General features: G+C 64.6%; 14 protein-coding genes. 8 read left to right on the top strand and 6 right to left on the bottom strand.

Translation table 11 applies throughout. From position 1 onward, the window contains the following. Positions 1–98 precede the first annotated feature (98 nt). Positions 99–2,060, bottom strand: coding sequence for an acyltransferase family protein (locus ACIU1A_RS16355; RefSeq protein ID WP_404927767.1), 1,962 nt, complete (start codon positions 2,058–2,060; stop codon positions 99–101). Between the two features lie 260 nt (positions 2,061–2,320). Here ACIU1A_RS16355 and ACIU1A_RS16350 point away from each other — a divergent pair, with 260 nt between their 5' ends. The 6 genes from ACIU1A_RS16350 to ACIU1A_RS16325 all read left to right on the top strand — a co-directional run bounded on the left by ACIU1A_RS16350 (position 2,321) and on the right by ACIU1A_RS16325 (position 7,278). Continuing rightward, positions 2,321–3,205, top strand: a complete 885-nt coding sequence (locus ACIU1A_RS16350) for a dihydrodipicolinate synthase family protein (RefSeq protein ID WP_404927766.1) — start codon at positions 2,321–2,323, stop codon at positions 3,203–3,205. 20 nt (positions 3,206–3,225) lie between these two features. Further along, a complete protein-coding gene (locus ACIU1A_RS16345; protein WP_404927764.1) occupies positions 3,226–3,885 on the top strand; it encodes a GntR family transcriptional regulator in 660 nt (219 codons plus the stop codon). A gap of 63 nt (positions 3,886–3,948) precedes the next feature. After that, on the top strand, positions 3,949–5,286 hold the full coding sequence (locus ACIU1A_RS16340; protein ID WP_404927763.1) for an ABC transporter substrate-binding protein: 1,338 nt from the start codon (positions 3,949–3,951) through the stop codon (positions 5,284–5,286). Further along, entirely contained in the window at positions 5,286–6,287 is a 1,002-nt protein-coding gene (locus ACIU1A_RS16335; protein WP_224519032.1) for a carbohydrate ABC transporter permease, read from the top strand. Before ACIU1A_RS16340 ends, ACIU1A_RS16335 begins: the two co-directional genes overlap by 1 nt. Then, positions 6,288–7,109, top strand: a complete 822-nt coding sequence (locus ACIU1A_RS16330; protein WP_140499101.1) for a carbohydrate ABC transporter permease — start codon at positions 6,288–6,290, stop codon at positions 7,107–7,109. Positions 7,110–7,143: 34 nt separating this feature from the next. Beyond that, positions 7,144–7,278, top strand: coding sequence for a hypothetical protein (locus tag ACIU1A_RS16325; RefSeq protein ID WP_404927762.1), 135 nt, complete (start codon positions 7,144–7,146; stop codon positions 7,276–7,278). 64 nt (positions 7,279–7,342) lie between these two features. Here the strand turns inward: ACIU1A_RS16325 and ACIU1A_RS16320 are convergent, their stop codons facing one another. Both ACIU1A_RS16320 and ACIU1A_RS16315 read right to left on the bottom strand, forming a co-directional pair. After that, positions 7,343–7,648 carry a hypothetical protein gene (locus tag ACIU1A_RS16320; protein WP_140499097.1) on the bottom strand — a complete coding sequence of 102 codons (306 nt, stop codon included), beginning with the start codon at positions 7,646–7,648 and terminating at the stop codon, positions 7,343–7,345. A gap of 220 nt (positions 7,649–7,868) precedes the next feature. Further along, entirely contained in the window at positions 7,869–8,438 is a 570-nt protein-coding gene (locus tag ACIU1A_RS16315; protein WP_404927761.1) for a TetR/AcrR family transcriptional regulator, read from the bottom strand. Between the two features lie 104 nt (positions 8,439–8,542). Between ACIU1A_RS16315 and ACIU1A_RS16310 the strand changes: the two genes are divergently transcribed. Both ACIU1A_RS16310 and ACIU1A_RS16305 read left to right on the top strand, forming a co-directional pair. Further along, on the top strand, positions 8,543–9,358 hold the full coding sequence (locus ACIU1A_RS16310) for an oxidoreductase (protein ID WP_404927760.1): 816 nt from the start codon (positions 8,543–8,545) through the stop codon (positions 9,356–9,358). Positions 9,359–9,454: 96 nt separating this feature from the next. Continuing rightward, entirely contained in the window at positions 9,455–10,456 is a 1,002-nt protein-coding gene (locus ACIU1A_RS16305; protein ID WP_404927934.1) for an NADP-dependent oxidoreductase, read from the top strand. A gap of 57 nt (positions 10,457–10,513) precedes the next feature. Here the strand turns inward: ACIU1A_RS16305 and ACIU1A_RS16300 are convergent, their stop codons facing one another. From ACIU1A_RS16300 to ACIU1A_RS16290, 3 genes are all read right to left on the bottom strand, one after another. After that, a complete protein-coding gene (locus tag ACIU1A_RS16300) occupies positions 10,514–11,170 on the bottom strand; it encodes a GntR family transcriptional regulator (RefSeq protein WP_404927759.1) in 657 nt (218 codons plus the stop codon). A gap of 232 nt (positions 11,171–11,402) precedes the next feature. After that, complete coding sequence (locus ACIU1A_RS16295; RefSeq protein ID WP_404927758.1) at positions 11,403–12,434, bottom strand: hydroxyacid dehydrogenase; 1,032 nt, start codon at positions 12,432–12,434, stop codon at positions 11,403–11,405. A 320-nt stretch (positions 12,435–12,754) separates the two neighbouring features. After that, entirely contained in the window at positions 12,755–14,260 is a 1,506-nt protein-coding gene (locus tag ACIU1A_RS16290) for a formyl transferase (protein ID WP_404927757.1), read from the bottom strand. Positions 14,261–14,439 lie beyond the last annotated feature (179 nt).

Below are 14,439 nucleotides of genomic sequence, written 5' to 3'. Positions count from 1 at the left end.
GTTCCCATAAAGCCGGTAAACCAATGTTTCGTGCCCGCGCGCGCTGTGAGGGGGCGGCGCCTTGGCAGCGCGCCTTTGAAGAAGGGACGCTACCCCTTCTAAAACAGCGCCTTTTCCAGCGGCTTCTCCAGCGTCTCGGCGAAAGCGGTCGCCAGATGGTGGCGGTCGCGGAAGGCGATCTTGCCGCCGATGAAGACATGGCAGGTGGTCTGGTTGCAGAACTGGTTGGTCATATCGACATAGCGGGCGTTCGGAATGCTGCGCACGACGTCGCGCTCCACCGCGGCCATGGCGTCGTTGGCGGCATAGGCGCGCGTCTGATCGCAGAGCGAGGGCGTGTCGCCGCGCCACAGCGCACGCGCCACGCAGGTGTCGACCTGCTCGTCGTTGAAGGGCACGTCGCGGATGAAGGCGACTTTCAGCCCGGCCTTGCTGAACGTCTCCAGCGTCGAACGCAGGCCCGCTTTCCACTCCGCGTCCTGACTGTCGGGCTCATCCTTGCCGGCGGCCATCTTGCGCGAACTGGTCAGGGCTATTTCCGAGATCACCACCAGGGCCGGCCTCAGCGCCAGGATCTCCTTGATCGACTGCTCGCGCCACTGGTCGCATTCGGCGTAGTCGCGCTTCAGCTTGCTCGACCATGTCGACAGCCGGGACGCCCGGCACGAGGATTTGAGCCAGGTAATCACCCGGTAATCGCGCTTTTCGGCCGCCTCGATCAGCGGCGTCGACCAGTGGTCGGCATGTGAATCGCCAAACAGCGCGATCGTGCCTTTCGCATCCTTGGCGCCAAACACGCAGGGCTTCGGGGTGACGGTCTCGTAGTCGAGCACGCAGCCGCCCCTGGCACGCGCGGTGGATGGACGCGCCGCACTTTGGGCGATGACGCGCTGCTCCGGATCGAGTTCGTGAACGGCAAACTTGGCATTGGCGTAGGCCGCGACCACGCCGGCGCCGGTCAGCAGCGCCGCGGGCACGAGCGCGCGGGCGGCGCTTGCCATCAGCCAGCCGTTGCGGCGCACGGGGTTTTCGATGACGTGATAGGTGAAGATGGAGAGCATCAGCGTCAGTGCCAGGCAGGCAAACCTGTCCAGCACGGAAAGCTCCGCGGTGACCATTCCCGCATAGACGATGACCGGCCAGTGCCAGAGATAGAGCGAATAGGAGAGCCTGCCGATCCATTGCATGGGCTGCAGCGACAGGACAGCCGTGGGGCCGCCGGCCAGCTTGCCACCCGTTTGGCGCTCGCCTGCCCCGCCGACCAGCAGCAGCACCGTGCCGACGACCGGCAGCAGCGCCAGCAGGCCGGGGAAGGGCAGCGCCTCGTCCAGCAGCAGATAGGCGGGCACGATCAGCGCCAGGCCGAGCCAGCCTTGCGCGGCGCGCAGCCGCGGGTGGTGCTGGAGGAAATTTGCCGGCACCGTCGTGGCAAGCCCGCCGGCGGCGAACTCCCAGGCCCTCAGCGGCGAGAAATAGAAAGCCCAGGGCGGCGAAACGCTGGTCAGCCAGGCGCAGGCCACGAACGACACCAGGCCGGTGACGCCGATGACCACGATCGCCGCGCGCCGTCCCGGCCGCAGCCATGCGGCGAGAACAAGCAGCGCCGGCCATGCGAGGTAGAACTGCTCCTCCACCGACAGCGACCAGAAATGGATGAACGGGTTGTTGGCGGCATCGGAGGCGAAATAGTCGAACGACCAGCGGATCAGCCACAGATTGATCATATAGGCCGAGGCAAACATCGCGCCCTTCGAATAGAGCGCCTGTTCCTCCGGCGACAGGATGAAGGCGCCGGCGAGCAGCGTGGCGAGGATGACGAACAGCGAGGCCGGCAGCAACCGCCGGGCGCGGCGGGCATAGAAGCGCCACAGGTTCAGCCGGCCGCTCTCGCCGATCTCCTGCAAAAGGTGTCTTGTGATGAGATAGCCGGAGATGACGAAGAAGATGTCGACCCCGGCAAAGCCGCCGGGCAGGGCTGTGAGGCCGAAATGATAGGCGACGACACCTGCTACCGCCAGTGCGCGCATTCCCTCGATATCGGGTCGGAACGATGCTGCCACGACAAATCCTTCGTGCAAGCCCAACCCGCGGCCATTGTCGGCCGGGGTGGATCGTATCGCAATGCAACAAATCTTTCGCAACGCAACATGGCAGGAAAAAGGAAAAACGGCACAAACGGCCTGACGGCGAGGCGGGCATGGATAGCGCCTGCACCGGAAGCATTACAACTTGTGTTTCCGTAAATGGCATCCGCCCTATTTACGACTAACATGTTAGCGTGATAGCACTACCTGCGAACTGCTCTTTTGGAGGCTCGCTGGTGACATCGCGTTTTGGTCTTTCGGTTGCTCTGGCCACGCCTTTCGATGCGTCGGGGCAAATCCTCATTCCACCCATGGTGACGTGGGCCCGAAGCTGCCTGGCGCAGGGCTGCACCAGTGTGACGCTTTTCGGCACCACCGGGGAGGGCGCTTCGGTCGGCACCGAGGAGCGGCGGGCTGTCACCGAGGCGATGCTGGCGGCCGGCATCGCGCCGGATCAGCTTGTCGCAGGCGTGCTGGTCGATGCGGCCGAGGATGCAGCCGAGCAGGCTCGGCATGCCTTGCAGCGCGGCGCCCGCAACATCCTCCTTGCCCCTCCCAGCTATTTCAAGAATATCGGCGACGATGGGCTTTTCGGCTGGTTTTCCGCTGTCTTTGCCGCTCTCGGTCCGCTGGCCCGCGGCGTGCTGCTCTACAACATTCCCTCGGTCACCACGGTGCAGCTTTCGCTGGGGCTGATCGGCCGGCTGCGCCAGGCGTTTCCGGACGTGGTCGCCGGCGTCAAGGATTCCGGCGGCGACTGGACCTATAGCGAGGCGCTGCTCGGCGCCCATGGCGATCTGGTGATCCTGATCGGTGACGAGCGGCATCTGGCGCGGGCGGTCAGGATCGGTGGCCAGGGCGCGATTTCGGGCATGGCCAATTTCGCCGCAGGCGAGGTCCTCGCCATGGCGCAGACGGGGCATGACGATGCGCGGGTCGAGCGTTTCGTGCTCGAGCTGCTCAAGCACCCGGTCATTCCTGCGGTCAAGGTGATGGTGGCGCGCAAAACCGGCGACGAGCGCTGGCTGGCGGTGCGGCCGCCGCTCGAGCCGATCGCGGCGCCGGGGCGCCAGCAGCTTGGCGCTGCCTACGACACTCTTTTCGCGGCCGCGGCGGCCTGACGGGGAAGGGAAGCGCTGAAATGGCCAATGGCGGCGACCAGACAAATCTGCGGGAGCAGGCCTATGCCAGCTTCACGCGGCATTTGCTGGCACGCGACCTCAAGCCGGGCCAGTTCGTGTCGCAGCGCGAACTCGTCGCCTTCACCGGCCTGCCGCTCGGCGCCATCCGCGAGATCGTGCCGCGCCTGGAAGCCGAGGGGCTGCTGACGACGATCCCGCAGCGCGGCATGCAGATTGCGCATATCGACATCAGCCTGATCCGCGAGGCCTTCCAGTTCCGCCTGTTCATGGAGCGCGAGGCGGTGGCGCTGTTCACCGTCAGCGCCTCCGACGACGAACTCGCGCGCTTGCGCCGCGAGCATGAGGACATGCTTGCGCAGGCGCTGGCGCAGATCCCGACGCCGGAGATGGAGGCCAGGGCTCAGACCATCGACTGGGCCATGCACGATACTTTCATCGATGCGCTCGGCAACGAGATCATTGCCAAGGCCTATCTGGTCAATTCGGTGAAGATCCGCCTGATCCACCAGGAACGGTTCCGCATCGACGGGCGCGTGGTGCCGGTGATGCGCGAGCATCTGAGCGTGATCGAAGCCCTCGAAAGCCGCAATCCACAAAAGGCGGTCGAGGCGATCAGCCAGCATATCGACAATGCGCGCCGGCTGGCGCTCCATATCTGAGGAAGCAGGCCGCGCCGTGCCTGTCGCGGCGCAATCGACAACGACAGCAACCGGGAGGAAGAAATGCCGTCCAATCCATTCAACCCAACCAGAAGGCAGCTCCTTGCGGGCGCCGCCATGCTCGCCGGCGCCGGCTTTGCCGGTATCCGCCCGAGCCTTGCCGCCGGCGTCGACTGGAAGCGCTTCGCGGGCACGACGCTCGATGTCAATCTGGTGAAAAGCCCGCGCAGCGACACGCTGATCAAATATCTCGCCGAGTTCGAAGATCTGACGGGCATCAAGGTCAATGCCGAGGCGACGCCCGAGCAGCAGCAGCGCCAGAAGACGGTGATCGAGCTCAGCTCCGGCAAACCCAGCTTCGACGTCGTGCATCTGAGCTACCATGTGCAGAAGCGGCAGTTCGAGAAGGGCGGCTGGCTTGCCGACATATCGGGCTACCTTGCCGACCCGACGCTGACCGATCCGAGCCTGGTCGAAAAGGACTTTGCCGATGCCGGCATGCTGTTCGCCAAGGATGGCCAGGGCGTGCTGCGCTCGCTGCCGTTCTCGGTCGACTACTGGATAATCTACTGGAACAAGGAGCTGTTCGAGGCCAAGGGCCTCAAATACCCCGAAAGCTTCGATCAGCTCGTTACAGCCGCGGAGGCGCTGACCGACCCGTCGACCAACACCTACGGTTTCGTCGCGCGCGGCCTCAAGAATGCCAACACGCCGGTCTGGACCTCGCTGATGCTCGGCTACGACATGACGCCGCTCGACGACAAGGGCAAGCTGCGCACCACCGCGCCCGAGGCGGTAGAGGCCGCCGCCCTCTACCAGCGGCTGATGACCAAATCCGCGCCGCCCGGCGTCACCGGCTTCAACTGGGCCGAAGCGCAATCCGCCTTCCTGCAAGGCAAGATAGGCATGTGGTTCGACGGCGTCGGTTTCGCGCCGCCGATGGAAAATCCGGAGAAGTCGAGGGTGGTCGGCAAGGTCGGCTACGGCGTCATGCCCAAGGGCCCCAAGGCGCATGCCTCGGGTACGTTCGGCGACGGGCTCGGCGTGACAACGGCCAGCGAGAAGAAGGAAGCCGCCTACCTCTTCTGCCAATGGGCGGTGTCGGCCGGCATGGGCGCGCGGCTGCTGCAGGCGGGTGCCGGTGTGCCGTTCCGCAAATCGGTGCTGGAAGACCCAAAGGTGCGCGAAGGCGTGACCATGCCGGCGAGCTGGCTCGACGCCGTGGTCGGCTCCGGCAATGTCAGCCGGCTGGCGCTGCCGGTCATCATCCCGGTCACCGAGTTCCGCGATATCTATGGCGTGGCGCTCAGCAACCTGCTCGCCGGGGCCGACCCGGCGGAGGAACTGAAGAAGGCGACGGAACAGTTCCAGCCGGTCCTCGACAGGAGCGAGCAAGGCTGATGTCCGCAACTGCCCCAGAGCGCGCCGAGGCGACGACGAGTCGCGCCGGGGCGACGACGGATCGCGCCGGGGCGACGACCGATCGTACCGGGGTGACGAAACAGGCAAGCGAAGGGGGCCGGCCCGTCAAGCTGGCTCCCAGCTACTGGCCCTTCGTCGTCCCCGCGCTGGTCGTCGTCGGCGCCGTCATCGTCTTTCCCTGGGCCTTCACGCTGTGGATGAGCGTCAACCGCTGGACGCTTGGCCAGTCGCGAAGCTTCGCGGGAATGGAGAACTATCTGCGACTGGTCGGCGATGGGCGGTTCTGGGAATCGCTCGCGCACACTTTGTCCTACACTTTCCTCTCGGTGGCCGCGCCGATGCTGCTCGGCACGGTCGCGGCGCTGATCTTCGATGCCCGGTTCCCGCTGCGCGGCGTGCTGCGCGGCATTTTCGTGATGCCGATGATGGCCACGCCCGTCGCCGTGGCGCTGGTCTGGACGATGATGTTCCATCCGCAACTCGGCGTGCTCAACTACCTTCTGTCGCTGGTCGGCATTCCGGCGCAGGAATGGATATTCAATGCCAGGACGGTCATCCCCTCGCTGGTTGCGGTCGAGACCTGGCAGTGGACGCCGCTGGTGATGCTGATCGTGCTGGGCGGGCTGGCCTCGGTGCCGCGCGAACCCTTCGAGAGCGCCGAGATCGACGGCGCCAATGCCTGGCAGCAGTTCCGTTACCTGACCTTGCCGATGATCGCGCCGTTCCTGATGATCGCGGTGATCATCCGCACGATCGACGCACTGAAGAGCTTCGACATCATCTATGCGATGACGCAGGGTGGGCCGGGCACGGCCTCCGAGACCATCAACATCTATCTCTACAACATCGCCTTCTCTTATTACGACGTCGGCTACGGCTCGGCCATGGCGGTGGTGTTCTTCGTTCTTATCGTAGCGCTGTCCTTCGTCCTGCTGATGCTGCGCCAGCGCAGCCGCTGGACCGACGCGGAGGGCAAATAGATGCGTTCGCGACTGCTCAACCGGATAGGCCTGTTCTTCGCCGCCCTGGTTTTCGTCTCGCCGGCGATCCTGTTCTTCCTCTGGATGATCTCGCTGTCCCTGAAATTCGAGATCGACAACGGCGCCTCGCCGCCGGTCTTCATCCCCGAGCACGTGGCCTGGTCGAACTATGCCAAGGTGTTCGAGGAGAACAATTTCCTGCTCTACTTCTGGAACTCGGTGCTGGTGACCGGCACGGCGACGCTCTTGGCGCTGCTGATCGGCGTGCCTGCCGGCTACGGCATAGCGCGGCTCAAGGCCGAACGGTCGGCGGTCGTCATCATGATCGCGCGCATGACGCCGGGGCTGTCCTATCTCATCCCGCTGTTCCTGCTGTTCCAGTGGGCCGGCATATTGGGCACGCTGTGGCCGCAGATCATCATCCATCTCGTGGTCACGGTGCCGATCGTGGTCTGGGTGATGATCGGCTATTTCGAAACCACGCCGATGGAGCTGGAGGAGGCCGCCAGCATGGACGGCGCCTCCTCATGGCAGGTGTTCCGGCTGGTCGCGCTGCCCATCGCCAGGCCAGGCATCGTGGTGGCCTTCATCCTGTCCATCATCTTCTCCTGGAACAATTTCGTCTTTGGCGTGGTGCTGGCCAGCCGCGAGACGCGGACCTTGCCGGTCGCGGTCTACAACATGCTCTCCTACGAGCAGGTGAGCTGGGGGCCGCTGGCCGCCGCCGCACTGGTGGTGACGCTGCCGGTGCTGGTGCTGACCATGTTCGCGCAAAGGCAGATCGTCGCCGGGCTGACCGCCGGCGCGGTCAAGGGCGGCTGACGCCGACGACACTCTTTCCAGGTGAGGACATGAAATGGGCGGCGAGGAGATAGACTGCCTTTTCCGCGAGCGGCTGGCGCTCAAGCAGGGCCAGCCGGTGCGCATCGAGGTCGACCGCGCCTGCGCGCATCTGTTCGACGCCGAAACCGGCCGGCGCGTCGGCGAATGACAACAGCCCCGCGAGACGGGGCTGTCTTCAGGGTGCGGGCTACAAAAGCCTGCTCTTGGCCGGTCTATTTGCTGCCGCCATTCGCCTTGACGCTGCTGCAGAACTCCGGATGGCTGTTGGCGGCGTTGGCGTCCTTGGCCTCATCGTCGCAGGCCGTCATCATCATCTTCTGGTCTTCCGGAGTGAGCGCTTTCCACGCTTTCGTGAACTCGTCGCTGCTGCGCATCTTCTTCATGCTGGAGTCGGTGTAGAAGGGCTGCATCTTGGCCGGGTCGTCGAGTGCCGACGTGCCCTTGTTCGCGGCGGCGAGGGCCGAGCCCGCGAGCATCGAAAGCGTCATCGCGCCGACGCAGATCATCTTGATGTTCATGATAGGATCCTTCCCTGTTGCTCTTCGACCGTCGAAGCAACGATCTTCAAAGAAACGGAACGTTTGGAGGAAAGTTCCGGTTCGCCATGCCAGCTGAGGCCCGGTCTGAACAAATATATTGTTCAACGGCGGCGAAACTTTCCGCTTTTTTCTTCGTTTGGCTGCATCGTTAGATTTGCAGCCGGGGCGCGTCGCGCGGGATAGCGCCTTCCTCTTCACTCTAGCGCGGCTGGACCAGAGTCCGCGCCGCCTCCGCTCCCGCCGTCAGCATGCGATCGGACAATTCGGTTCCCCCCACCGCGCGGGACAGTTGAAGGGCGCCGATGAGCGCCGCGAAAACGCCCAATGCAACGCCCTCCGGATCAGGGATTCCAGGCGGCAACTGCGCCGATAGCTGGCGCACCAGAGTCATTAATCGTTCGGTGTAGAGCGCGCGGGTCTCGGATGGCTGACGCGCGATTTCGGGCAACAGCGCCGCCGAAGCACAGCCGGTCTCCGGATGATCCCGGTGCTCGGGCGACAGATACATGGCGAGGGCCAACTCCAGCCCTCCCGAGGCCAACGCCTCCTGCAATTGCTGCGACTGAGCCTCCAGTGCCGCGACCATGCTTTCGCGGACGAGTTCGGCCTTGGATTGAAAGTGTGGATAGAAGGCGCCGTTCGTCATGCCGGCGTCGCTCATGATGCTTGCCAGTCCGGACGCGGCGATGCCGTCACTGCGAAACCGTTCGGCGGCGACCTCCATGATCCGGCTGCGTGATGCGTCCTTCCGGCCTTTTTCGTAGCGCATGGCGCTCCTTCCGCTTCCCTATTGCATTACACTCGTAATGTGATATTATGATTATAATTCAATCATCGCCGAGAGGCAAGACCTCTCGAGTTCGGAGTTACCAGATGAACCGGAATTCAGGAAAGACAGCGATCGTGACCGGCGCCTCCTCGGGCATCGGCCGCGCCAGCGCGGAGGCTTTGGCGCGGGCGGGTTTCACCGTCTTCGGCACCAGCCGTAAAATATCGGGTCAAGGCTCGGACGGGATATCGATGCTGGTTTGTGACGTGACCGATGACGCGTCGGTCGCAACTCTGGTTTCAGATGTCCTCGCCAGGACCGGCCGGATAGACCTGCTGGTCAACAATGCCGGCATCGGGCTGCTGGGAGGCGCGGAGGAATCCTCGGTTTCCCAGTCCAAGGCCCTGTTCGATGTCAATCTGTTCGGCGTCATGCGGATGATCAACGCGGTACTGCCGTCGATGCGGCGGCGCGGCGAGGGGCGCATCGTCAATATCGGCTCGATCCTGGGATTGGTCCCCGCGCCGTACTCGGCTCACTATTCCGCCGTCAAGCACGCGCTCGAAGGCTATTCGGAATCGCTCGACCACGAGGTTCGCGCTTTCAACATCCGGGTTTCGGTCATCGAACCTGCCTTCGTGCGCACCGTGTTCGACCAGAACGGGCTCGAGCCCGATTCAGTCATGAAGGAATACGATCAGGCCCGCGCCGGTATCGACGCATTGCTTCGCGACGTGATGCCGAAAGCAGACCCTCCGGAAGCGGTGGCGAATGTGGTACTCAGGGCCGCCACCGACAAGCGTCAGCGCCGACGCTACACCGCCGGCAAGACAGCCCGGCTGGTCAGCACGCTGCGGCGGTTCGCGCCCGCCGCGACGTTCGACAAGACCTTGCGCAAGCAGTTCCGCCTGCCTGCCTGAACGGAGCGTGCCAAGTCGGTGCCCGCACAAGCAGTTTCGCTGCCCCGAAAGCCCGGCCTGTCCGATATCGGGATTCATTTCAAGAAAGCGAATATGATGAAAGCCTTTGTCGTCGACAAATATCAGAAGAAGGGCGCCCTGCGGCTTGCAGAGATGCCTGAGCCGGAACCGCGCGACAACGACGTCTTGATCGAGGTCCACGCCGCTGGCGTAAACCTTCTCGATTCCAAGCTCCGGGACGGCGAGTTCAAACTCATATTGCCTTACCGCCCGCCCTTCATCCTTGGCCACGACGTGGCCGGCATCGTCGTTAGCGTCGGGTCGAAAGTACGCAAATTCAAGATCGGCGACGAAGTCTATGCGCGGGCGCGCGACGGCCGGATCGGGACTTTCGCCGAGTTCATCGCCGTCGAAGAAGCCGACGTGGCCCTGAAGCCCGACAGTCTCAGCATGGAGGAGGCGGCCTCCATTCCGCTGGTCGGCCTGACGGCCTGGCAAGTGCTCGTCGACAGGGCAGGGCTGAAGAAAGGGCAGAGGGTGTTCATCCAGGCCGGCTCGGGCGGTGTGGGGACATTCGCCATCCAACTGGCAAAACATCTCGGCGCCACCGTGGCGACGACGGCCAGTGCCGCGAGCGCCGATCTGGTGAGACGTCTCGGAGCCGATGTCGTCATTGACTACAAGAAGGAGGACTTCGAGAAGGTCCTGCACGGCTACGACGTCGTCCTGAACAGCCAGGACGCCAAGACGCTCGAGAAATCCCTGCATGTGCTGAAGCCGGGTGGAAAGCTCATCTCCATCTCCGGTCCACCGGATCCCGAATTCGCCAGGGACAAAGGCCTCAACATTGTCCTGAAACTGGTCCTGCGCCTGCTGAGCCGCGGCATACGCGGCAGGGCCAGACGCGCCGGGGTCGGATATTCGTTCCTGTTCATGTGGGCGCAGGGCGATCAGCTGAACAGGATCACGTCACTTATCCAATCCGGCGTCATACACCCTGTCATGGATCAGGTATTCCCATTCGAAAAGACCAACGAGGCGCTGGCCTATGTCGAGACGGGGCGCGCCAAGGGCAAGGTGGTCGTGAAGGTGAGATAGAAGGCGCCGGCGCCGCTCGGCCTGTTATCAGTCTTGCGCCTTTTAGCCAGGGCGGTCTCAGCCGCTCTCGATCTCCTGGAGATAGAACGCCTTGCTGGGCTGCAAATGGTCGACGCAGAGCTGCGCCAGCACCCAATTGTCCCGGCGCTTCAGCGCCTCGATCATCATCGCGTGGTGCTGGCGCGAGATGTCGAGCTTTTCCCTGTCGGCCAGCGAGTTAGCCCGCACCGGCAGGCTGAGGCGCATGTAATGCTCGATCGAGGCCACCAGATAGGCATTGCCGCAGGCCGAGAACATGGTGAGATGGAAACGATCATTGGCCTCGTGGATGCCGCGCAGGTAGCCGCTCTCGACATGGTCGTTATAGATGCGGAGGATCTGCGTCAGCTCTTCGATCAGCGCATCGCTCGCCGGCAGGCGGATCATCAGCGCCGCCTGGCGCTGCAGCATCTCGCGCACCTCGTAGATCTGCCGTACCTCGTCGGGCGACAGCCGCCGCACCATGGCGCCCTTGTTGCGCTCGCGCGTGACGACGCCTAGCCTTTCGAGCTGATAGAGCGCCTGTCGAATGGCATGGCGCGACACCGGGAAGCGGGCGAGCAGCACGTCCTCGACCAGGCGCGCGCCGGGCGCCAGCCTGCCGAAGATGATGTCTTCCTCCAGCGCGTGGACGATATCGGCTTCCTTGCCGCCATAATCGATCGTGTTGAGCATCGCGCTCCGTCGCGTTTTCGACAGCCTCATGGCGAGGGCCGCTCTTGCCGCCTTGCCATGGCGAAAAAAAGAGAACCGGACCGCTTGGCCGGCCGGACCGATTGGCCTTGAGCCCGCCAGCTGCGCCATTACCGCCGACGGTCCCTGCCGCTTGCCGAGCCCCAGATGGGCCGGGCGAGGGTCGTCGCTGGCCATGCTTTTGTCAAGCGACGCGAGGGACGTCGCCGCCCTGTCAGTTCCTGTCCACCGGCTTTGAGCGCATGCGCGAGACCGTTTCGCGCTCGGCGCGCTTGGAGCGCAGCGGCGGCAGGCCGCGGTCGATCAGGTCCATGTCCTCCAGCACCATGTCGCCCATGCGCTTGAAGGCGATGTCGAGCGCGCCGGCGCGGTGGGCCGAGCGCAGGAAGCCAGGCAAGGCGCGCACCGGGTGGTCCCGCGCCAGCGGCTCCTCGGGGAAGACGTCGCTGGCGGCGAGGATGTGGCCGCCCTTCACCGCCGCCATCAAAGCGGGGAAGTCCACCACGCCGGCGCGACTGAGCAGGATGAAGGCCGCGCCTTTGCGCATCCTGGCAAAGGCGTCGGCGCCGAGGAAGCCCTGGTTCTCGCTGGTCACCGAGGCGACGACGAAGACGAAGTCGCTGGCGGATAGCACCTCGTCCATCGAGGCCGGCTCGACGCCATTGTCGATCAGGATCGACGGCGGCAGCCAGGGATCGAAGACTTTTGTCCTGGTGCGGAAACCCGACAGCAGCCGGTTCAGCGCGCGGCCGAGATCGCCGAAGCCGATGATGCCGACATCGGCGCCTGACAACAGCCGCGCCGTCCGGTTGCCGTCGCCGCCCCACAATTCCTCGCCCTTGCGGAAGGCAAGGTCGGCATCGACGATGCCGCGGGCGAGGTTGAGCGCCATGCCAAGGCCGAGCTCGGCCACCGGCTCGGCGAAGACCAGGCCCGTTGTGACGACATGGATGCCGCGCGCGAACAGCGTTTCATAGGGCATGTTGTCGATGAGGTTACTCTCGACATTGAAGACGCAGCGCAGCGCCTTCATCTTCTCCAGCGTCTCGGCCGCGATCGGCGGCTGGCCGACGATGTAGCGGGCCTCGGCCAGCACATCGGCCGGCAGTTTCGCCACGCCGTCCGGCGTCGTCTCGACGATGCGATATTTCGCCTTGAAGCGCGCCAGCTGCGGCGGCGTGAAGATGAGGTCGAGCGTGCGCGGTTCGGGCGCGCTGATGACCAGCGGCAGGGCGCTGTCGGACATGGCGAATTCCTCCCGGCGCGATCGTTTTGGCGCCCTTCTGGATGCAATCTATCCCGGATTAAACGACTTACAACATGCATACGGAGGAGGAAAATTTCGCGACAAGAAAGGCGGGATTGCGGCTGGGGCGAGGGGCCGTTCTTGCACAAGGGCCCAAAAAAGGGAAAGGGAATGCGCTTCTGGCGCCGCAACCAACCACCGCTCCATACGTTGATCCATGCCGGACCGATTCCGGCTTACTCCAGAGCCTCACCCCGCCGGCCATGACTGGCGGGGGCTTTTTGCCAGAGGGCCGTATCGACCTTATGCGCAGGCCGTCGTCAGCGCCCGCCGCTCGTTTGCTTCCAGCGCGGCGCGATCGCGGAACCGTCGATGAATTCAAGGCCGCCCGCCTCGTTGAGCGTGTGCAGCTTGCGCCCGCTCCATAACGCGCCAGGCGTCAAGATGGTCTCGACAACCTGGCTCATGCCGTCCAAGTCCAGGTGAACAATGCGTGCGATGCCGAGCGCCGCGCCATAGCTCCTGCGGCAGTCCTGCACGGGGCGCAGCAATTGGCCCTCCCGTTCTACCATGCGGCCCGCCGGTCGCGCCGAGGCGATGTCGATCAGGACGGGGTTTTTGGGGTGCGGCGTCCACGGTCCGCGAAAGTCCCGCGCCGACCACAGATGCAGCGCGTCGGAAAAGGCGCCGCCGCCGTCCCTGACGGTGGCGAACAGCCACCATCGTCCGCCATGCTCGACCAGGGTGGCGTCGCTGGCGACGATGTCTGACAGCAGCGTCGCTTCCTTGACCCAGCCGCCAGGGAAGGCGGTGGCGCGGTAGAGGTCGACCGTGCGGTTGGCGCAGCTCTCCGGCACCATCCAGACTTCGCCGTCGCGCTCGAAGACGAACGGATAGGACAGGTGATAGGGCAGGTCGAGCACCGGTTCCAGGCGGCCGATCGGCCCCGACGGGCCGAACGGCACGGCGGAGATGATGGCCCGGCCCAAACGGTGGATATAGTCCTCGACGAACAGGGTCACCTTGCCCTGATGCAGGATCGGGAACGGGTCGGCGTAGAAGCGGCTGCCGTCGTCGGGAAGCACCTGCCAGCCGGTTGCCGGATGCGCCCGCAGGTCGAGCAGGTCCTGCCCCTGCGTTTGCCGCCAGCCGACCTTCCAGTGCGGGGCGTTGTAGCAGAGATGGTAGATCTTCTGGACGACGCGCCGCGCCAGCGCCTTGCCGGCCCTGACGCCAAGCTTGGCGGAGGACGGCAGGGCGGGCGCGGCATTGCCGTGCGCCGGCTCCGGCAGGACGGAGAGGGCGTGCCGCGCGGCGCCGGTCATCGCCGCCAGGATCAGGCTCGCGGTGCGCGCCAGCATATCCTGGAACGAGGCAAGCGCGATGCCGCCATATTCGGTGCCCAAGCGGCCTTCGGCGAGGTACGCACCGTTTTCCTCTATACGGGCGATCGGCGTTCGCCCATCGAGGATCAGCGCCAGCAGGGCTGCTTCGCCCGCCGCGCCGTCATAGGTCACGCGCCAGACGCGCGTTTCTTCGCGCTGCACGTCGCCGCAGAGGTCGATCACCAGATCGGGCGCTGTCGGCGGCCGCGCTTGATAGGGCGCCAGCGCCGAAAGCGGCAGGCGTTTCGCCAGCCCGTTCGCGGACAGGCCATGGATGGCCGTTTCCAGCTGAAACAGCGCCGCGGCGCTGGGTGGTACGCCGCCCTCGGCCGGCCTGAGATCGACAGAGACCTCGACATGCGCCAGCGCCGCCAGGCGCTCCAGCAGCGTCAGGTGAAAGGCACGCGGGCATTCGCTGTCCAGGCGCAGGCTCACCTGCATGTCGCATCCTCATCGTTGTGATGTTCGGTATTGGGCCGGTGTTTGGACGCGGGAAACGGCCGGACGGATGAAGTGTTGCCCCATTCCATGTCATTCCCCCGTTGCCCGCGCCGTATCAACACTCGCGCCTCTTCTAGGCAAACTCCGTGCCAAAATTCACAAGAGCTCTCAATATAATT

Source organism: Mesorhizobium maamorense (assembly GCF_044998965.1).
GTDB lineage: Bacteria > Pseudomonadota > Alphaproteobacteria > Rhizobiales > Rhizobiaceae > Mesorhizobium.
The sequence above is the reverse complement of the archived record's forward strand: the minus strand, read 5'-3'. Positions and strand labels throughout refer to the sequence as shown.

Coding starts and splice junctions, on each gene's coding strand:
- ACIU1A_RS16345 (WP_404927764.1), top strand. CDS start 3,226: ATGGCCAATGGCGGCGACCAGACAAATCTGCGGGAGCAGGCCTATGCC.
- ACIU1A_RS16340 (WP_404927763.1), top strand. CDS start 3,949: ATGCCGTCCAATCCATTCAACCCAACCAGAAGGCAGCTCCTTGCGGGC.
- ACIU1A_RS16335 (WP_224519032.1), top strand. CDS start 5,286: ATGTCCGCAACTGCCCCAGAGCGCGCCGAGGCGACGACGAGTCGCGCC.
- ACIU1A_RS16330 (WP_140499101.1), top strand. CDS start 6,288: ATGCGTTCGCGACTGCTCAACCGGATAGGCCTGTTCTTCGCCGCCCTG.
- ACIU1A_RS16325 (WP_404927762.1), top strand. CDS start 7,144: ATGGGCGGCGAGGAGATAGACTGCCTTTTCCGCGAGCGGCTGGCGCTC.
- ACIU1A_RS16320 (WP_140499097.1), bottom strand. CDS start 7,648: ATGAACATCAAGATGATCTGCGTCGGCGCGATGACGCTTTCGATGCTC.
- ACIU1A_RS16315 (WP_404927761.1), bottom strand. CDS start 8,438: ATGCGCTACGAAAAAGGCCGGAAGGACGCATCACGCAGCCGGATCATG.
- ACIU1A_RS16310 (WP_404927760.1), top strand. CDS start 8,543: ATGAACCGGAATTCAGGAAAGACAGCGATCGTGACCGGCGCCTCCTCG.
- ACIU1A_RS16305 (WP_404927934.1), top strand. CDS start 9,455: ATGAAAGCCTTTGTCGTCGACAAATATCAGAAGAAGGGCGCCCTGCGG.
- ACIU1A_RS16300 (WP_404927759.1), bottom strand. CDS start 11,170: ATGCTCAACACGATCGATTATGGCGGCAAGGAAGCCGATATCGTCCAC.
- ACIU1A_RS16295 (WP_404927758.1), bottom strand. CDS start 12,434: ATGTCCGACAGCGCCCTGCCGCTGGTCATCAGCGCGCCCGAACCGCGC.
- ACIU1A_RS16290 (WP_404927757.1), bottom strand. CDS start 14,260: ATGCAGGTGAGCCTGCGCCTGGACAGCGAATGCCCGCGTGCCTTTCAC.